Below are 19,971 nucleotides of genomic sequence, written 5' to 3'. Positions count from 1 at the left end.
AAGCACAGTCAAAAAGTGTGATATAATACTTGTTAACTTTACTCACAAACTTGAAGGAAAGCGGGGAGATATGCGTGCTGCTTCCACACATAAAGCAACCAGGCGATCTGAAATCACTGTCGGTTGAGGAGTTGGCTTCTCTAGCCGAGGAAATCAGGAGCTTTTTGATTGAGAAGCTGTCCGTGACTGGGGGGCATCTGGCATCGAATCTGGGAGTGGTTGAGCTCACGATCGCCCTGCATTATTGCTATAACAGTCCGAAGGACAAGATGATTTATGACGTTGGGCACCAAGCCTACGTACACAAAATATTGACAGGGCGAATGGACCGTTTTGATACACTTCGTCAGCGTGATGGACTTTGTGGTTTTGTAAAAAGAAGTGAGAGCGAGCATGATGTTTGGGAAGCCGGTCATAGCAGCACTTCTCTGTCGGCCGCAATGGGAATGGCTTTGGCTCGAGATTTGAAGGGCGAGGACAATAAAGTCATTGCAATGATCGGAGACGGCGCGCTGACTGGGGGGATGGCCTTCGAAGCGTTGAATCATATCGGACATGAGCGCAAAAATTTAATGGTCATTCTGAATGACAACGAAATGTCCATAGCACCTAATGTAGGGGCCATGCATAATTATTTGAGCAAAATCCGCTCGGACCGTCATTATTTGCGAGCAAAAGATGAGCTGGAAGTTTTGCTGAAAAAAATACCCGCGATCGGCGGTAAACTTGCCAAATCGGCTGGCCGTGTCAAGGACAGTCTTAAATATATGATGGTGCCTGGTGTACTGTTTGAAGAGCTGGGACTTACGTATCTCGGTCCAGTGGACGGACATGATTTGCCGAAGCTAATCGAAACCTTCCAGCAGGCTGATAATGTCACTGGCCCTGTATTGGTGCATGTCGTAACCACCAAGGGCAAGGGCTATAAACCTGCGGAGGCAGATTCACACAAATGGCACGGGATCAGTCCTTACAAGATTGAATCGGGCCAGGTACTCAAAGCTGTGGGTAATCCGATGTATACGGAAATTTTCGGCCGAACGCTGATTGAGTTGGCTGAGCAGGATGAGCGCATCGTCGCAGTCACGCCTGCTATGCCTGGTGGATCAGGACTGGTACCGTTTAGTAAAGAGTTTCCTAGCCGTATGATTGACGTCGGTATTGCTGAACAGCATGCAGCTACCATGTGTGCTGCGTTGGCAATGGAAGGGATGAAGCCGGTGTTTGCGGTGTATTCCACTTTTATGCAGCGTGCTTATGACCAAATTGTGCATGATATCTGTCGTCATAATGCGAATGTGATGTTCGCGATTGACCGTGCAGGTTTTGTTGGGGCTGACGGGGAAACTCATCATGGCGTGTTTGATGTGGCATTCTTACGTCATATCCCGAATCTTGTGCTTATGATGCCAAAGGATGAGAACGAGCTACGTCATATGATGAAAACAGCACTCGACTATGAAGATGGTCCAATTGCTTATCGTTACCCGCGTGTTAATGTGGTTGGCGTGCCGATGGATAAAGAATTACAGGCTATTCCCATCGGCAGTTGGGAGCTCCTGCGTAAAGGCGAGGGCTTTGCTGTAATCGCATCAGGACCGATGCTCCAGGTGGCGACAGAGGCTGCGGAGGCGATGAAACGGGAAGGTTTGCAAGTGGGCGTCGTGAATGCTCGTTTCCTGAAGCCTTTGGACGAGGATATGTTGCGTGAGCTGGCTCGTCAGCACACGAAGCTGATCGTATTGGAAGAAGCTTCTGAGGCAGGAAGCTTGGGTAGCGCTGTACTGGAATTTTACGCTAAAGCCGAAATACAAGAGGCACAGGTGCGCCTAATGGGGATTCCCGATCTGTTCGTGGAGCATGGCTCCATCAAAGAGCAGCGTGCTGAAGTAGGTCTTACCATTGAAGATGTATGCTTAAAGTTGCGTAAATGGGCTGCTGAGCCAGCATATGGCATGGGACAATCTGTATAGGGTAACTTGAAGTGAAGACCATGACGTTTATAAAAAGTATGACAAGAGCAGCCTGGCTGCCTAAAGGGAGATTAACATGTCTGTTCCGAAGGAACGCATTGATGTATTACTTGTAGAACAAGGCTTTTTTGAAAGCCGTGAAAAAGCTAAAGCTGCGATTATGGCTGGGCTAGTGCTGGCGGACAGCGAACGGATCGAGAAGGCGGGGATGAAGGTACCACGCGCCAGCGAGCTTAAAGTTAAGGGTTCGGTGCATCCGTATGTAAGCCGTGGAGGATTGAAGCTGGAGAAGGCCATCCGTCAATTTGAGCTGGATATGAAGGGCAGGACAATGCTGGATATTGGCTCGTCCACTGGAGGTTTTACGGATTGTGCGCTTCAGCATGGAGCTGAATACGTATACGCCATTGATGTGGGTTATAATCAGCTGGATTGGTCCCTTCGTAATGATGAACGAGTATGCGTAATGGAGAAAACGAATTTCAGATATATGACACCCGCGGATTTGAATGGTTCCGTGCCGAATTTCGCTAGTATTGACGTTTCCTTTATTTCATTACGTATTATTTTGCCCCCGTTGCTTGCCTTGTTGCATCAACCTGCTGATATTGTAGCTCTAATCAAGCCGCAATTCGAAGCTGGACGCGAAAAGGTCGGAAAATCCGGTGTGGTCCGTGATCCTGCTACGCATAAAGAAGTGTTGCAGACCATTCTGATGTTTGCACATGAGCTTGGACTTACGCTGCAAGGTTTGGCTTATTCGCCTATTACAGGTGGAGAAGGCAATATTGAATTTTTAGCGCATTGGCGTTTGGATGGGCTTCCTGCTGCAGAATCGCAGCTGGAGAAGATGGATTTCAGACCACTGATTGAACATACCGTTCAGGAAGCAGGTCAGACTTTTAATAATGGTCCATCGCGTAAGTAACATTCAGGGGTTCTCCATGAGTTCTGTGAACTTAAGGGAACCTCTTTTTGGTGTGAGGGATTGATTATAGAACTCACGTTCGCCTATAATGAGATGTACAAAGGAAAAGGGATTTTACATCTTGTCCTAGAATATGTCCATGAGGTGATCGGTCCATGGACACAAGATATGATACGGTTATCATCGCTGTGATCGGGGTGATATTAGGAATATGGGCTTTGTATAGCCTACGTGCCTGGTTGAAGGAGCCAGAGCCGCTTGTGCTAAAGACGATACCGATTAACGAGGACTTGGACGAAGGACCTGCCACAGACCTACTCGAAGAAGCAGGATATGAAGTAGTGGGCGGGAAGATGAAAATACCGCTTGCTTTTAAAGTGAACGGACATACCGTGTATAGCCGTTTGTTTATAGACTACGTGGCTGTACGAAACGGTTCGACATATATGGTCAAAACGTCACGCCGCAAGAAACCAATGGAGTGGAGTGGTCCTGATTTAAGGGACAAGCTCATGCCGTATTTATTGCTCTATCCGGGTTGCGCGGGTGTATTGTACGTTGATACGGACGAGCGAAGTATTCGCCTTATTACATTAGTGGAAGACCTCGAAGAAGAGGAATATGAAGGTTAATCCATAGGAGGATTATATGAAGGGTCAACGACATATTAAAATTAGGGAAATTATTTCACAACATGAGATTGAGACGCAGGATGATCTGGTTGAAGCATTGCGTAAGGCTGGTTTTCAGGTCACGCAGGCGACCGTATCGCGTGATATCAAGGAGTTGCTGCTCATCAAGGTTCCAATGGACGATGGCAGATATAAATATTCGATGCCTTCAGATCAGCGCTACAATCCGGCGCAGAAACTGAAACGTACGTTGGTTGATAACTTTTTGCATATTGACTACACAACCAATCTGATTGTGATGAAGTGTCTGCCGGGAACAGCCAACTCGATTGCTGCTTTATTGGACAATATTGAATGGTCCGAAATTATGGGTACGATTAGCGGAGATGACACCATTTTGATTATTTGCCGATCGGAAGAAAACAGCGAAGCTATCGTGAATCGTCTTATGGGCTACATTTCCTAATTATAATGGCTACGCATATTAGGCGTTTTAATTTGTACATCATAGAGGTGAAAGAACGATGCTGGTCACTTTGTCTATACGGAATTTGGCGGTCGTAGAGGCCGTCGATGTTCATTTTTATAAAGGGTTCCATGTGTTGAGCGGGGAAACAGGTGCTGGTAAATCCATTATTATCGATGCGCTCGGGCTAATTGCAGGCGGTAGGGGCTCTGCTGATTTAGTGCGTTACGGTTGTGATAAAGCAGAGATGGAAGCCTTGTTTGAACTGCCAGTAAAACATCCCGTTTGGAATACACTTGAGGAACAAGGAATTAAGGCTAATGCGGAGGAGCATTTGCTGATTCGTCGCGAACTTACGGTTCAGGGGAAAAGCTCTTCTCGAATTAACGGCCAGATGGTTAATTTAACGATGCTGCGTGAGGTAGGTGAGCAACTCGTCAATATACACGGGCAGCATGAGCATCAAAGCCTGCTACGTGCAGATCGCCATCTGGCGCTGCTGGATACGTTCGGTGATTCGGTGATCGGTCCGGTCAAAACGCTTTATCGGGAGCGTTACAATGCTTTTGTCAAAGCGGAAAAAGAAGTAAGAGAACTGCAAAGCTCCAGTCAAAAGGCTTATCAGCTTTTGGATATGTACCGATTTCAACTAGAAGAGATCGCTGCGGCGGAGTTGAAATTGGGAGAAGATGAATTATTGGCAGAAGAACGGGTCAAGCTATCCCATAGTGAGAAAATGATGGATGGGATATCAGGAGCATACGAACTGTTAAGCGGCAGAGGTGGACTGGATACGATCAATAACGTGTTGTCCAGATTGAACGATGTCCAAAACTATGACAGCAAAAGCCTTCAGCCCATTGCAGAGCAGATTCAGTCTGCTTTTTACCAGTTGGAGGACGCAGCATTCCAATTACGTTCTTATCGTGAGGATATTGAATTTAATCCAGGCAAGCTGCATGAAGTGGAACAACGTTTGAATCAAATTACCGGATTACAGCGGAAATATGGTGATAGTATAGAGCAGATTTTGGAATACTATAGCCGTATTGAGCAGGAAACCGATCTGCTGGAAAATAAAGATGAGCGGCTGGAGCAGCTCATTGCAAAACGGGACGAGTTGCTGTTCGATTTGCTTGAGATTTCGGAAGAGCTTACAGAAGCACGCGAAATTTGCGCTGAAGAGCTTGCAGAGCAAGTGGAGCAAGAGTTAAAAGACCTACAGATGGAAAGAACGTCACTCAAGGTGCGCATTGATCCAATTGAAGATCCACGCGGATATGAGTACAAAGGTCTAAAGGTGAGACCTACCAAGCAGGGCATTGATAATGCGGAATTTCTTATTTCCCCTAATCCAGGTGAGCCATTACGTCCACTTGGTAAGATCGCTTCAGGCGGTGAGCTATCACGTATCATGTTGGCGATGAAAAGTATTTTTGCGCGTCATGATCAAATTCCAGTACTCATTTTTGACGAGGTGGATACCGGGGTGAGTGGACGTGCAGCTCAATCCATTGCCGAGAAGCTATATCGTTTATCTTCCGTTTGTCAGGTGTTCTCCATTACTCATTTGCCACAGGTGGCATGTATGGCAGATCATCAGTACCTTATTGAGAAAAATGTTCATGACGAACGGACCATGACTCAAATTGAGGGACTTACGGAGGACGGGCGTGTCAAAGAATTGGCACGGATGCTGGGCGGTGTGGAAATTACCGAAAAAACATTGCATCACGCACAGGAAATGCTGAATTTGGCGGAAGGAAAGAAAGCCTGAAAAGAGCGGCCGGCGTAATGTTTAACAGTTATAAAAGCCTGGGGGCAAGGTTACCTTATAGGTACGCAATTGGCGACCACCTTTACTCGTCAAGCGAAAGAAGCAAAGGGAGCGTGACAGCCATTGAATTTTTACTCCAGGATCAAATTGCTCGGTCTTTTGCTTGTTTTTCTTATGTGTTCTATCGGTAACGCTCAGCATGTGCAAGCAGCGCTGCCTCCACAAGCTTCTTTGGATTTGTTCGGTTCTAAAAGCGTAAGGACAACCCAAGAAAGTGTAATTCCCGATTTAAAAGTATACCCGGGAGGGCAGACGATTGGGGTTAAAGTAAAATCTTCAGGAGTGCTTGTCGTCGGTCACCATATCATTCAGGAAAGTAATGATCGTAAGGTATCACCTGGTGAAACAGCGGGGATTCGCCTAGGGGATCGAATTACACACATGAACGGCAAACCACTCAATAGCCTGGCAAGGGTTGCTGAAGTAGTAGACGAAGCAGGTAAGAATAAAAAGGCGCTCGACATTACGCTTTGTCGAGGTGAGCAGACCATTTCCACCAAGTTAACACCAGCATATGATCAGGATGATAAAGCATGGCGGCTTGGGTTGTATATTAGGGACTCGGCTGCAGGTGTAGGTACATTAACGTTTTACGCACCAGACCAAGGTGTATACGGGGCCTTGGGCCACGTAATTACCGATATGAATACCCAAACCCCTATTGTCGTGGGAAGCGGAGAGATTGTGCAGTCCAATGTGACATCAATTGCGAAAAGCCAAAGTGGGGAACCAGGAGAAAAACGCGCTCATTTTCTCAAAGATCATCGGGTATTAGGAAATATTGAACGAAATACGAATTTCGGAATCTTTGGGAAAATGTCAGATGAGCCGCAATATGGATTGTATTCGACTCCTATTCCGGTGGCTCTTGCGAATGAAGTAAAGGAAGGACCTGCAGAAATTTTGACTGTACTGGAAGGTCAACAAATTCAGCGGTTTCAGGCGGAAATTGTACACATTTCTCAGCAGGACAAACCGGCAACCAAAGGACTTGTGATTCGTATTGTAGATCCAAAGCTGTTGGATAAGACCGGGGGAATCGTGCAAGGAATGAGCGGTAGTCCGATCATCCAAAATGGTAAGCTTATCGGGGCTGTGACACATGTATTTGTGAATGATCCTAAATCAGGTTACGGTTGTTTTATCGAATGGATGCTGCGCGATGCAGGAATCATGCAGAATAACGTAAGCTTGAAATCATCTTCTAATCTTAAGGCGAGCTAGTGGCCTTAAGATTTTTTTGTCGAAAAGCAGGGGAATAGCTCATAATTGCAAGATAAAGAATCAATTATAATAGAAACTATAAAAAAAATAAATAAAAATAATTTTCGACAGAAGGAATTCATAATTCGATGTCGAAATCATATACTCCGACAAGAAATATTTATATACTGTAAACAGATATCACAATGGAATATCACTCAATGAGGAGGAAGTACATTGCAAAAAATTGAGGTATTGTTGGCTGATGACAACCGGGAATTTACGAATTTGCTTGCTGAATATATTTCCGATCAGGAGGATATGGAAGTTACAGGAATCGCCTATAACGGCGAAGAAGTGCTCCAACGCATCGCAGAATCCCGCAACATACCTGATGTACTTATTTTGGATATTATTATGCCTCATCTGGATGGTCTGGGTGTATTGGAGCGTTTGAGAGAAATGAACCTGACTCCACAGCCGAAAATCATTATGCTGACTGCATTCGGTCAAGAAAATATTACACAGAGGGCCGTACAGCTCGGGGCATCTTATTATATTTTGAAGCCGTTTGACATGGAAGTGCTGGCTAACCGTGTTCGCCAATTGGTGGGACCTCAGTTAGTTAGCAGCAGTCCGGTGACCATTTCATCCATGCGGTCCAACGTTGTACCTATGGGTAAGACGAAAAACCTGGATGCCAGTATCACGGCCATCATACATGAAATTGGTGTACCAGCTCACATCAAGGGCTATCAATATTTACGTGAAGCCATTACGATGGTGTACAATAATATCGAAATTTTAGGAGCCATCACCAAAACATTATATCCGGCAATCGCCGAAAAGTTCAAAACGACGGCATCTCGCGTAGAACGCGCCATTCGTCATGCTATCGAGGTAGCATGGACCCGCGGAAATATCGACAGCATTTCACACCTGTTCGGTTACACCATTAATATCAGTAAGTCCAAACCAACCAATAGTGAATTCATAGCGATGGTGGCAGATAAGCTGAGAATTGAGAACAAGGTGTCCTGAAAGGGCCAGAATGATTGATGAAGCAAGGAATTCTTGGGTTTTGACGTTTATCAATGATAATTGTAGGGACGGCTACGAATCTCCATAACAGCCGTCCCGATACCGATATACTTCTGAATAGTGGACAACTAATACCGCCTTTTTATTGGTTCTTCCAGAGACCAGTAAAGGAGCGGTATTTTTTATAATTAAAACAATCTTTCAAATGAGGTGAATCGGATGTCTTTCCGCATTGTTCGAAGTATTTAGTTTCCGGGTTGGAAAAAACGCGTACCAGCCGTCAAGGGGGGAGTCTATCCTTTTGACTACACAAACTAAAATTTTGAATGATATCGGTCTGCTAGCCCGTAGTTTTTATCCTTAATTGGAAGGTGAAAAGTAAATGAATTCAATAGAGTATAAAGAGTTTTATGATAAGATTGGAAAAATCAACGGATGGGATTTCAGTAACGTGAAATGTATCTCCAAAGGCGTAAAATGGGACTTCTACAATGAAGTAGCGAAGACATGCAAGAAGTCGGACATATTGCTTGACATCGGTACTGGCGGCGGGGAAGCCATTTTATCAATAGCAGATTCTGCATTACTTCTAGTTGGGATTGACCATTCCACTGGAATGATCGAAACGGCAGCCAAGAATTCTGCTGAATCAGACATAGCAAATGTTCGTTTTCTCCAGATGGATGCTGAAAATCTAAATTTTCCTGAGAACTTCTTTAATGTAATCTCTTCTCGACATTCATGTTTTTATGCAAAAGAAATAGAAAAGGTGTTAGTAAAGGGTGGTATGTTCCTGACACAGCAAGTAAGCGAAAACGACAAATTAAATATTAAAGAAGCATTTGGAAGAGGACAGGCATGGGGGACTAAGAAAGACTCATTAAAAGCTAAATATATTACGGAATTAAGTGATGCGGGCTTTAACGACATACAGTCATTTGAATTCAATGCAACCGAGTATTATCAGGCTCCTGCAGACTTAATATTTCTCTTGAAACACACTCCAATAGTTCCTAACTTCGGAGAAGAAGAAATTGATTTTCAAATACTCCAACAATTTATTTTGGAGAACCAAACCGAAATAGGAATAAGGACAAATTCAGAACGATTTATGGTGATTGCTAGGAAGTAAAACATAAAGAGATACCCGTTTTGGGTATCTTTTTTTTAAACTTAGAAGTTTGATGCAATAAGTGAATAAAGATTTTCAGCATCTCTCTTGCTATATATGACGGTACAATTGTTGGGAATTATAAAACATAATGCTCTACAAGAGGTATATAATATGAACCTGAATCAGTTGCACTAACTATCACGAAGAGAAATCTCCCTTTTGTAAACAGTTCTGAAATTCTCTTTAAATTTGATATAAACAATGTGTCGTTTCTTGTCGATATAGTATCTAATTATGAAGAGAACTGAGGAGCGAATATATGAAATTTAACATTCGAACAAAATTGATATTGGGTTTTCTTGCGGTAATAATATTATTGATTGTCATTAGTACAACATCTATCTCCAGAATGAAAAAATTAGGTGACACTTCGATGGCAATCGATAGCCATTGGATGCCAAGTGTGACTATCCTGGGAACACTAAATGGTGATATATCTGATGTAGAGCGGATCTCATTAAACATTATTGTAGAACGTGACCCAGAAGAAATGGAGAAGGTTCAGGCCGAATATGATAAGGTTTTAAAAAAGGTTGAGGACGGTCGAAAAACATACGAAAAATTAATTGCTACCCCTAAAGAACGTGAAATGTATGAAGAATTCTCCAAAAATTATGCGGAGTATTTGGCTAAGTTGCCAGAAATGATTGAAGCGGGGAAAGCTAATGATTACACTCAATCAAGCATCCTTCATCAGGAGTCCTATAAATTATGGTATAGTTCAAACGATATGATCAGTCAGCTCATTAAATTGAATGCAGATGGATCTAAACAGACTACGAAAGAAGCTGTTGATAACTTTATTTCAGGGAGACAATTGGTCATCGTTTTGAGTATAGCAGCCGTTATATTAGCATTGATCATGGCAATCATCATAGCCCAAATTATTTCTAAACCTATCTTGCGAATCAGTCGTGCTGCTGAAAGTATCGCATCGGGTGATCTTACAAGTGAAGCTATCATTGTGAAGGGCAAGGACGAAATCAGTACGTTGGCACATTCTTTCAATGTCATGGTTGAGAACCTTCGTGAACTGATTCAATCTGTGAGTAAGACGACTGAGCTGGTAACCACTTCCTCAGAAGAATTGACGGCCAGCGCAGAGCAAAATAGCCAAGCTTCTGCACAAATAACCGAAACGGTGCAAGAAGTAGCTACTGGAACAGGAGACCAGGTAGATATGGTGACGAAATCGTCCCAAGCTATTGAGGAAATGTCTATCGGTGTTGAGCAAATCGCCATCCGCGCACAAAATGTATTCGCATCTGCGCAAGATGCGGCCCATAAATCGGCTGAAGGTAACCAGATGATTCAACAGGCAGTTACGCAGATGAACGCCGTGAATGATTCGATGAATGGATTGGCAGATCTCATGGCTGGATTGGGAGAGCGCTCAGACGAAATTGGCAAGATCATTGATGTTATCACCAATATTTCTAGTCAGACCAACCTTCTTGCCTTGAACGCTGCGATTGAAGCGGCCCGTGCAGGAGAACATGGTCGCGGATTTGCTGTAGTTGCAGGCGAAGTTCGCAAGTTGGCTGAACAATCGGCTCATTCTGCTCAACAAATTACGGAGCTTGTGGGATTGATTCAAAAGGATACTACCCATGCTATTGAGGCGGTAGCGTCCAACGGGAAGGATGTCATGACAGGTCGTGAAGTTGTACAAAATGCAGGCGCATCCTTTGAACTCATTCAGGAAACCGTAAATAAAGTGGCCAGTGAAATTGAAGAGGTTTCTGCCGGATCAGAACAAATGTCTGCAAGTACTGATGAGATTGTTGGTTTTGTCAGACAAATTTCAGCAATTGCTGAAGAGGCTGCAGCCGGGACACAGCACGTGTCTGCTGCGACTCAAGAACAACTGGCATCGATGGAGGAAATTGCTTCCTCTGCAAGAAACCTGTCCAAAATGGCAGAAGATCTGCAAGGGCAAATTGGTAAATTCAAAGTATAATTCATATACTGCTTTTTATGTCTCAGAGGAATAGCTGCTCTATTGTGAGCGGCTTTTTTCTGTTTTTTATTAATACATTGCGATTAAAGAGTGGAGATAAGAAGAGCCTGTAATTGGAACGATATGATATAATGGTGGGAAATTCTTTGGGTTGGAGTGACATCATGGACAATAAGACTGAACTTAAAGCAAGTGACCTACGTCAGTTAGCGATAGATAAAATCATAGCCACACCATTTTTGAATGATTTTAAGTATCTGAAAAGCAGAAAAGTTTTGAAAAAAGACACCAAGGAATTTATATTTGAAATTTATTTTGGTGCGACTAAATATAGTGCATTAAAAGTTTATATTATCGTGGAATCTAAAAAAATAAAAAAGAAGTATAGTACGGGGGCTTGTTTTCAGAGTGAGTTGATTGCTCTGACTAAGAAATATACGGGAAACAGGGATTACCTTGTGTCCACAGAAGCAGAAAGAGAGCGCGTGATCCAAGAGATTATTGAAGATATCTACACTTTCGCGTTGCCTTTTTTCAAGCGATTTGAACATGTAGAAACACTAGCAGAACAAGTACATAAGTCAGGTTTTTTACCGCATCGCAAACGCTTTGATAAGTTTAATCCGTTGACGAAAAGATTCATTGATTTTTATTATCAAGGGGAGTAATGTAGCCATCTGAGGCATTTTTGTTCTTGTTCTCACCATTGAGCAGTAGATAAGCATTTTGATAAGGAGAACGATTTCCCTAGAGTAGATATTATCGTTTTTCAAAAGGATGATGTACAATTTGTAAAACGGTCAATGTACTCCTCAGGAGAAGATGATTTACCTAACATGCTCAATTTCTTGCTAAGAGGCGAGTCGGATGTTGCATTGGAGGGTACGGTTTTTATGTGGGTAGGCATTGGATGAACAGCACAGAGGCTGTACACACGGGTATATTTTAATGAATAAAACTATAGGCTAAGTCATCGCATTGAACGGGCTAGTGGTATTAACCCAATTGATTCTAAAGCAAAGGCGGGGATGAGAGCATGTGGAATAGTCTGACTTGGGTGTTCTTCGGCGTGTTGTTGGTGGCATTGGGTTGGATTGTTAAAGCAAGGCGTAATCGCAGCAGCAACAAACAAGTGAATGAACAGCGGGGCAGTAATGTCGTTGAATTTCGTCCTCGTAAGTCTGCTCGACAATCCCGCACTGGAAATGAATCTAAGTCTAAAGGGTCTTCCGGTTCACGCGTGAATACAAAAGCAGCAGGTATTCAGGCCCAAACTGGATTTGGACTGTCTGACTCAATCCAGGGCACTGGCAAGCAAAAATGTTCCTTTTGTAAAAAAGAAGAGAAATTAACCTTCTATGCGGATGACAATGGATCGCTGTATGGGGTCTGCAAAGAGTGTAAACATAAGGCGGAAAGACAAGATATGTTGCCACTTTAGTCTATACAGACTGTTGAGGACCATCATTAAGAGAATTCTTAAACCTAATAAAAACTCCCAACCCATGTAGTAATTGGTTAGGAGTTTTTTGCCTATGTTCTACATTGTTATCTAAGTTGCCTGTCAATTAATTCCTCAAGCGCATCTGCTATGTGATCTGGTCCATAAGATAGCTCTTCCCGGCTTAAGCTCAACCAGGCATGACGCTCATCCATATCAAAGGCACTCTCCAGCCAACCAGACAACCCTCTGCCCCTGCGGTCTACTTCTACAAGCACATGCACACCCTCGGGTTCCAACTGCATAACCAACTCTAGTTCCTCGATATCCCGTGCATATTCCGAGCCGGGCGTAAATTCAAACTCCTGTACGAATGGAACACCGCGTCCCAGCTTAGGGTGACGTTCGCAGGTGGAGGAGCGGAATCGGAAGCCCAACAGGTGAACCGCCTCAAACACTGTATTCATATAGGGATGTGGCTCGATTTTGAGTGAATCACGATCGGTCGGGTCCAAAGCCATGCCAATATCTAATGCTGTTTCCAGCCAGACGGGCTGTTTGGCGTGAGTAACAGGAGTTTCCAACGGCAATCTGAAGGAAAAGGGAATTTCAAGCTCTTGTCCTTGCTCTAGATGAAAGCCGTCAGATACCTTAATTCGTGCAATGCAGCAGGTGGTGGTAGTTTTTTTATCATCGTGCTCCACGATATATTGAGTCTTGAGCTCGATGTCAATTTTGCCGATTTCCTGATCAATTTTACCGCCTTTGATGCGCATGACGCCACTAAGTTCTTCCCCAGGCACATATACGGCTTGATCCACCAGCGTATCGACTTTAGCTGAACCGATTCCTGCGCTTGCTAAGATTTTGTTAAAAAAACTCATTATTCCTTCCCCCCATATAGTCTCATGGTCATGATATACAAACGAAGACTAAAAACTTGTACAGCTTAACCGGATATACGGGGCAATGATTCGAATCGTTCCAAAAAAATGCAAGAAAAAAGTCACTGGTACTCATGTAGGCATATTGCAGCTTGTCGATCCATCTGTCTACTAATCGCAGTTCACTTTATGAGGAGGTATAAAGCAATTTCGACAACGAGGCTCATAAGCCTCAGAGTCGCCGATCATCACAATAGGTCCCACAGTGGAAGGTTTACCATTTACCATACGTTGCGTAAATACTGCTTCCGAGCTGCCACATACAGCGCAAAAGGAAGTCAGCTTCTCGATGTCATCCGCCATGGCGAGCAGACCACCGACATAGCCGAATTCCTTGCCTCGGTAATCCAAATTCAGCCCATCAGCAATGACATGCTTGCCGCAATAAGCTAGCTCTTGTACGAGCGACATAATATGACGACTGAAAAACTGGACTTCGTCAAAGGCAACCACGTCGGCATCTTGTGTTTCTTGCAAAATACGCTGAACGAGCTCATCTGTGAGTTTTCTTGGGATAGAGATAGCGGGCAGCCGATATCCGATCCGGCTTACTATTTCGTCCTCGGCATAACGGTTATCTTCAGCGGGTTTGTAAGCGACCACTTTACGATGCCCGTATTGGATTAGTTTTTGACAGCGGCGAATCAATTCGCCGGATTTTTCACTGAACATGGGGCCTGTAATAATCGTAATTCGTCCTGTAGGCAAAGCGAATTCCCCTCTCTCTAACATGTACATAACACTGTTAATCTTCTTCTCCGAAAGAAAACGCCATTATAGATTACCATAACAGCCGTATACAGACTAGAGAAAATATATTGATTTTCGACATGTTTTTGTATGTCCATTCCTAAAACGTAAATGTGGTCGTCATTGCTCTGCCGCCGCGGGCATGATATGGTGAAGCGTAGTGGAATGAAGGGAAGAGTGAAAGGCATGGACGAAAAAAATACGGATTATAGTGCCAAAAAAGGAGCATTACTGGAGCAAGGGCTTATCAGCCCGCAAGCTCTAGAACTCATCACTGAGCTGGAGACAGAGCTGAACTTTCTGCGCAAGCAAAATGAATCATTTCGCAAGGCGCTGCGAGCCAAATCAGCACAAAGTCCAAGGATGTCTACCAAATTACGAGATGCGCTGTATGAATGATATGGAAAGAGATCTGGATTAAATGGTTAACTTTTTTGTAGCCTATGCCTAAACGCTATATTTTGTACAGTGAAATAAAGAGAGTACAATAAGCTATATATAATCAATTGCTAATGGAGGAGAAACATGACTATACATTGTGATGTCGCTATTTTGGGTGGAGGAACCGGGGGGTATGTAGCAGCTATTCGTGCCGCCCAGCTTGGTAAAGAAGTGGTTATCATCGAAAAGGACAAGCTTGGCGGAACCTGTCTGCACCGTGGTTGCATTCCGAGTAAGGCCTTGCTACGCAGTGCGGAAGTATATGCGACAATTAAGGAAAGTGCACAATACGGTATTGAGACATCGGGAGCACAGCTTGTATTTCCCAAGGTTCAGGAGCGTAAGGAAGCCGTTGTGGAGCAGCTGCATCAGGGCGTTCAATTTTTGATGCGTAAAAATAAAATTACGGTGCTGAGCGGTAAGGGACGCGTGATTGGGCCGTCTATATTTTCTCCAAAAAGCGGGGCAGTTGCTGTGGAACTAGAAGATGGCGAGATGGAGACGATTGTTCCTGCACATCTCATTATTGCAACGGGATCACGCCCGCGTGTGCTGTCCGGGCTAGAGCCAGATGGCGAATTTATTCTGAGCAGTGACGAAGCGTTAACGATGGAGGAGCTTCCCGCATCCCTGATTATCGTGGGCGGTGGTGTGATTGGCGTGGAGTGGGCTTCCATGCTAAATGATTTTGGCGTAGAGGTTACGGTAGTTGAAGCCGCGAATCGGCTTATCCCCACGGAAGACGAAGACGTTTCGCGTGAAATGCAGCGCTTGTTAACCAAGCGTGGTGTCAAGGTGCTGACGGGTTCACAAGTGCTGGCTAAAACATACGGCAAAGATGAGGAAGGCGTACAGATTGACGTGCAAAAAGGGGAAGAAACCGAAACCCTCAGCGCTTCCAAATTGCTCATTTCTGTAGGGCGTCAGGCCAATGTGGAAAATATCGGGCTGGAAAATACGGATATCCGCGTAGAGCATGGCTTTATCTCGGTTAATGAGCATTTGCAGACGAATGAACCACATATTTACGCCATTGGAGATTGCATCGGCGGCTTACAACTGGCGCATGCGGCGAGCCATGAAGGTTTGCAGGCGGTACATCATCTGGCGGGCGAGGAGTTTCACAGTGTACCTAACCATCTGATTCCGCGGTGTATTTATACACGTCCTGAAGCCGCGAGTGTCGGCTTAACGGAGCAAGAAGCCCGTGAGCGTGGACATCAGGTGAAGACAGGGAAGTTCCCTTTTCAAGCTATCGGAAAATCGCTAGTATACGGCAGTCGGGACGGCTTTGTCAAAGTAGTGGCCGACGAGAAGACCCATGATATTCTAGGTGTACATATGATCGGTACGCATGTGACGGATCTGATCAGCGAGGCCGCTCTTGCGCAATTGCTGGATGCTACGCCGTGGGAAGTCGGACAGCTTATTCACCCGCATCCGACGTTGTCGGAGATTTTGGGAGAAGCGATGTTGGCCGTTGATGGACAGGCGATAGGCATATAGACGTTTCAAATAAATCGGTGCTTTTCTTTTTGGGCAGAAAAGGATTATAATGGGGTTAGCCAGAGTTTAGTACCAGGTTTTAAGACAAGATGGTACTAGGTACTGGAAGTAGGATGTTTGACACTTAAGGAGGTGCCTCAATGAGTTCTAAAGGCGCTGTAGACGCTGGCTTCAGACATGAGCAGCTGGGACTTACTCACGGACAAGTTATTGATATGTACAGATATATGTTGCTCGCAAGAAGATTTGACGAGCGCAACATGCTCCTGCAACGGGCAGGGAAAATTAATTTCCACGTTTCTGGCATTGGACAGGAGGCGGCACAAGTAGGTGCAGCTTTCGGCCTTGACCGGGAAAAGGACTATTTTCTTCCCTATTATCGGGATTATGGATTCGTGCTTGCGGTAGGAATGACGCCGCGCGAACTGATGCTGTCGGCATTTGCTAAGGCAGATGATCCCAATAGCGGTGGTCGCCAGATGCCAGGTCATTTTGGTAGTAAACGGCTACGTATTGTGACAGGCTCCAGCCCAGTAACGACACAGGTTCCGCATGCAGTGGGTGTAGCTTTGGCTGCCAAAATGCAGAAAAAGGATTTTGTATCATTTGTTACGTTTGGGGAAGGCTCCAGCAATCAGGGAGATTTTCACGAGGGCTGTAACTTTGCTGGTGTACAGAAGCTGCCAGTCATCATTATGTGCGAGAACAATCAATATGCGATATCGGTTCCGATTCATAAACAGTTGGCAGGCAAGGTAAGCGACCGTGCATTGGGATATGGATTCCCAGGGATTCGAGTCGATGGTAATGATGCGTTGGCCGTATATGCGGCGGTGAAAGAAGCACGGGAACGTGCTGTCCGTGGTGAAGGTCCTACGTTGATCGAAGCCATGATGTACCGTCTGTCTCCTCACTCCACCTCGGATAATGATCTGGCTTACCGAACCAAGGAGGAAGTGGATGAGAATTGGGCCAAGGATGGCGTAGCCCGTATGAAAAGCTACTTGATTGAATGCGGCATTTGGGATGAGGCCAAGGATGCGGATCTGTCGGCTGAGCTGCTGCTCGAAATCAAGGAAGCGATTGAATATGCAGATAATGCGCCTTTTCCAAAGCCCGAAGATACGCTGCTGCATGTGTATGCAGATAGCGATGGGGAGGGCCTGTAACGATGGCGATTATGGAATATATTGATGCGATTCGTCTTGCGATGAAAGAAGAGATGGAGCAGGATGAAACAGTTTTTGTATTAGGTGAGGATGTTGGGGTGAAGGGCGGTGTCTTTACAACGACAAAGGGGCTGATGGACCAATTCGGTGAGCAACGTGTCATGGATACGCCATTGGCTGAGTCGGCTATTGCCGGGGTAGCGATTGGTGCAGCCATGTACGGAATGAAGCCGATTGCTGAAATGCAATATTCGGACTTCATGCTTCCGGCGACGAATCAGATTATTAGTGAAGCAGCTAAAATCCGCTACCGCTCTAACAACGATTGGAACTGTCCTGTTGTAATTCGCGCACCAATCGGTGGAGGGATCTTTGGCGGTTTGTATCACTCTCAGTGTCCAGAATCTATCTTTTTTGGTACGCCGGGTTTGAAAATTGTTGCTCCATTTACACCTTATGACGCAAAAGGATTGCTGAAAGCAGCCATTCGTGACCCTGATCCAGTGCTATTTTTTGAAAATAAAAAATCCTACAAGCTGATCAAGGGTGAAGTGCCTGAGGATGATTATATCGTTCCGATTGGCAAGGCTAATCTATTACGTGAGGGTGACGATATTACGGTCATCGGTTATAGCCAGCCTTTGCATTTTGTCATGCAGGCTGCTGAGGAATTGGAGAAGGAAGAGGGCATTACTGCACAGGTTGTGGATTTGCGCACACTCCAACCGCTGGACCGCGAAGCCATTGTTGAGGCTGCACGACATACGGGTAAGGTATTAATCGTGCATGAGGACAACAAAACGGGCGGCATCGGTGCCGAGGTATCGGCTATTATTAATGAGGAATGTCTGTTCGAGCTGGATGCACCGATTGAGCGCCTATGTGCTCCTGATGTGCCAGCCATGCCGATTAGCCCACCGATGGAGAAGTTTTATATGTTAAACAAGGATAAAGTGAAGGAAGCCATGCGCCGTCTTGCAATGTATTAATATAGGGAAGATTGGACGAAAGCATTCTAAAAGTGTAGCGGGGTAGCGGTAAAACGCGCCCTTCTATGATGTTAAGGAGTTGAAAAAATGTCAGACCAAACACAATGGAACGACGTGACCATGCCACAACTGGCAGAATCGCTCGTATCGGCGACAATTGCCAAATGGCTCAAACAACCTGGGGAAACGGTAGAGCAATTCGAGCCGATTTGCGAGGTTATTACAGATAAAGTGAATGCAGAAATCCCATCCACATTGGACGGCATTATGGGTGATCTGTTAGCAGAGGAAGGTCAGACAGTAGCGGTAGGCGAGTTAATTTGCCGTATTCAGACGAAGTCGGCTGCACCTGCGGCGGCATCAGGAGCGACACCTGTTGCACCAGCATCTCAAAGCACCGTACAAACACAATCTCCGCAGAGTGCTGGATCGGATCAGTCCATGAGAGGACGGTTTTCCCCAGCGGTGCAAACCCTGGCTGCTGAGCATAATGTGGACTTAAGCCAAGTACCAGGCACGGGCATGGGGGGACGAATTACCCGCAAAGACGTGCTGAATTATGTGCAGCAGGGCAGTTCCGCTCCCACTGGAGCATCTGGACAGCCGACTGTGACGGCAACAGGACAAGGCTCTCCTTTTGCAGGAAGACAGCAGTCTGCCCCTCAGTACAGTACACCGATTCAAAATATGGACCCTGCTATTCCGGTTCGTAACAGTGGGATTCATTTGACGGAGGCTCCAAAAGCTCCTGTGATCGAAGTTGAGGGTGGCAACAATAACAGATCCGAGTATTTTATTGATGTTACACCCATTCGCAGTGCAATTGCTCGCAATATGCGACAAAGCGTTTCCGAAATTCCACATGCATGGACGACGATTGAGGTGGATGTGACCAATCTGGTGATGCTCCGCAACAAGATTAAAAACGAATTTAAGCAAAAAGAAGGAATTAATATTACGTATCTGGCTTTCCTCATGAAAGCAGTCGTGAATGCAATCAAGGAATATCCGATTATGAATTCGGTCTGGGCAGTGGATAAAATTATCGTCAAAAGAGACATCAATATTTCGCTAGCCGTGGGTACAGAGGACTCCGTTCTTACCCCTGTTATTAAAAAAGCGGACCAGAAAAATATTGCTGGTTTAGCTCGTGAAATTGACGATTTGGCACGTAAAACCCGGGAAGGCACGCTCAAATTGGACGACATGCAAGGCGGAACGTTCACTGTAAACAACACAGGCTCCTTTGGTTCCATTTTATCTTATCCGGTGATTAACTATCCGCAGGCTGCAATTCTTACCTTTGAATCCATTGTCAAAAGACCCGTGGTTATCGATGATATGATTGCAGTTCGCTCAATGGCTAATCTGTGCTTGTCGCTGGATCATCGTATTTTGGATGGAGTGATCTGTGGACGATTCTTGCAACGGGTTAAAGAAAATCTTGAAGGCTACACTTTGGATACGAAGCTGTACTAATCATCCGAACAGTTGAGGAAATGTACGGAGAGGAAGTG

General features: G+C 45.0%; 18 protein-coding genes. 16 read left to right on the top strand and 2 right to left on the bottom strand.

All coding sequences use genetic code 11. The features are described from left to right. Positions 1–74: 74 nt before the first annotated feature. From dxs to MKY35_RS15475, 11 genes are all read left to right on the top strand, one after another. Positions 75–1,973 carry a 1-deoxy-D-xylulose-5-phosphate synthase gene (gene dxs, locus MKY35_RS15525; protein WP_039270954.1) on the top strand — a complete coding sequence of 633 codons (1,899 nt, stop codon included), beginning with the start codon at positions 75–77 and terminating at the stop codon, positions 1,971–1,973. Positions 1,974–2,049: 76 nt separating this feature from the next. Further along, positions 2,050–2,901, top strand: a complete 852-nt coding sequence (locus MKY35_RS15520; protein ID WP_342444177.1) for a TlyA family RNA methyltransferase — start codon at positions 2,050–2,052, stop codon at positions 2,899–2,901. 155 nt (positions 2,902–3,056) lie between these two features. Next, a complete protein-coding gene (locus MKY35_RS15515; RefSeq protein WP_342444176.1) occupies positions 3,057–3,533 on the top strand; it encodes a hypothetical protein in 477 nt (158 codons plus the stop codon). Positions 3,534–3,549: 16 nt separating this feature from the next. Further along, positions 3,550–3,999 carry a transcriptional regulator ArgR gene (argR, locus tag MKY35_RS15510; protein ID WP_013310809.1) on the top strand — a complete coding sequence of 150 codons (450 nt, stop codon included), beginning with the start codon at positions 3,550–3,552 and terminating at the stop codon, positions 3,997–3,999. Between the two features lie 58 nt (positions 4,000–4,057). Next, entirely contained in the window at positions 4,058–5,776 is a 1,719-nt protein-coding gene (recN, locus tag MKY35_RS15505) for a DNA repair protein RecN (protein WP_342444175.1), read from the top strand. A gap of 123 nt (positions 5,777–5,899) precedes the next feature. Then, a complete protein-coding gene (gene spoIVB / locus MKY35_RS15500; RefSeq protein WP_069012724.1) occupies positions 5,900–7,060 on the top strand; it encodes a SpoIVB peptidase in 1,161 nt (386 codons plus the stop codon). 216 nt (positions 7,061–7,276) lie between these two features. After that, complete coding sequence (gene spo0A / locus MKY35_RS15495) at positions 7,277–8,080, top strand: sporulation transcription factor Spo0A (protein ID WP_023989239.1); 804 nt, start codon at positions 7,277–7,279, stop codon at positions 8,078–8,080. A gap of 382 nt (positions 8,081–8,462) precedes the next feature. Further along, a complete protein-coding gene (locus MKY35_RS15490; RefSeq protein WP_342444174.1) occupies positions 8,463–9,212 on the top strand; it encodes a class I SAM-dependent methyltransferase in 750 nt (249 codons plus the stop codon). Between the two features lie 301 nt (positions 9,213–9,513). Further along, a complete protein-coding gene (locus MKY35_RS15485) occupies positions 9,514–11,214 on the top strand; it encodes a methyl-accepting chemotaxis protein (RefSeq protein ID WP_342444173.1) in 1,701 nt (566 codons plus the stop codon). A gap of 164 nt (positions 11,215–11,378) precedes the next feature. Next, positions 11,379–11,882: a hypothetical protein gene (locus tag MKY35_RS15480; RefSeq protein WP_342444172.1), complete on the top strand. Its 504-nt coding sequence runs from the start codon at positions 11,379–11,381 to the stop codon at positions 11,880–11,882. 368 nt (positions 11,883–12,250) lie between these two features. Continuing rightward, a complete protein-coding gene (locus MKY35_RS15475) occupies positions 12,251–12,655 on the top strand; it encodes a hypothetical protein (protein ID WP_069012721.1) in 405 nt (134 codons plus the stop codon). A 107-nt stretch (positions 12,656–12,762) separates the two neighbouring features. Here the strand turns inward: MKY35_RS15475 and MKY35_RS15470 are convergent, their stop codons facing one another. Both MKY35_RS15470 and MKY35_RS15465 read right to left on the bottom strand, forming a co-directional pair. Further along, the gene (locus MKY35_RS15470) at positions 12,763–13,539 is read right to left on the bottom strand and encodes a sporulation protein (protein ID WP_342444171.1); all 777 of its coding nucleotides are present in this window, start codon (positions 13,537–13,539) and stop codon (positions 12,763–12,765) included. A gap of 171 nt (positions 13,540–13,710) precedes the next feature. After that, complete coding sequence (locus tag MKY35_RS15465; RefSeq protein ID WP_029517279.1) at positions 13,711–14,307, bottom strand: thymidine kinase; 597 nt, start codon at positions 14,305–14,307, stop codon at positions 13,711–13,713. A 207-nt stretch (positions 14,308–14,514) separates the two neighbouring features. Here MKY35_RS15465 and MKY35_RS15460 point away from each other — a divergent pair, with 207 nt between their 5' ends. The 5 genes from MKY35_RS15460 (at position 14,515) to MKY35_RS15440 (ending at position 19,933) form a co-directional block, all read left to right on the top strand. Then, positions 14,515–14,748 (top strand): hypothetical protein, encoded by a 234-nt coding sequence (locus MKY35_RS15460; protein ID WP_013310799.1) that lies wholly within the window; start codon positions 14,515–14,517, stop codon positions 14,746–14,748. Positions 14,749–14,874: 126 nt separating this feature from the next. Next, the gene (lpdA, locus tag MKY35_RS15455; protein ID WP_069012719.1) at positions 14,875–16,296 is read left to right on the top strand and encodes a dihydrolipoyl dehydrogenase; all 1,422 of its coding nucleotides are present in this window, start codon (positions 14,875–14,877) and stop codon (positions 16,294–16,296) included. Positions 16,297–16,436: 140 nt separating this feature from the next. Next, positions 16,437–17,465: a thiamine pyrophosphate-dependent dehydrogenase E1 component subunit alpha gene (locus tag MKY35_RS15450; protein WP_029517281.1), complete on the top strand. Its 1,029-nt coding sequence runs from the start codon at positions 16,437–16,439 to the stop codon at positions 17,463–17,465. Between the two features lie 2 nt (positions 17,466–17,467). Beyond that, complete coding sequence (locus MKY35_RS15445; RefSeq protein ID WP_029517282.1) at positions 17,468–18,454, top strand: alpha-ketoacid dehydrogenase subunit beta; 987 nt, start codon at positions 17,468–17,470, stop codon at positions 18,452–18,454. A gap of 87 nt (positions 18,455–18,541) precedes the next feature. Beyond that, on the top strand, positions 18,542–19,933 hold the full coding sequence (locus tag MKY35_RS15440) for a dihydrolipoamide acetyltransferase family protein (protein ID WP_342444170.1): 1,392 nt from the start codon (positions 18,542–18,544) through the stop codon (positions 19,931–19,933). Positions 19,934–19,971 lie beyond the last annotated feature (38 nt).

Source organism: Paenibacillus sp. FSL L8-0638, assembly GCF_038593075.1.
GTDB classification, from domain to species: domain Bacteria; phylum Bacillota; class Bacilli; order Paenibacillales; family Paenibacillaceae; genus Paenibacillus; species Paenibacillus polymyxa_D.
Note: the sequence above shows the minus strand (reverse complement) of the source record. Positions and strands in the feature narration are given on the sequence as shown.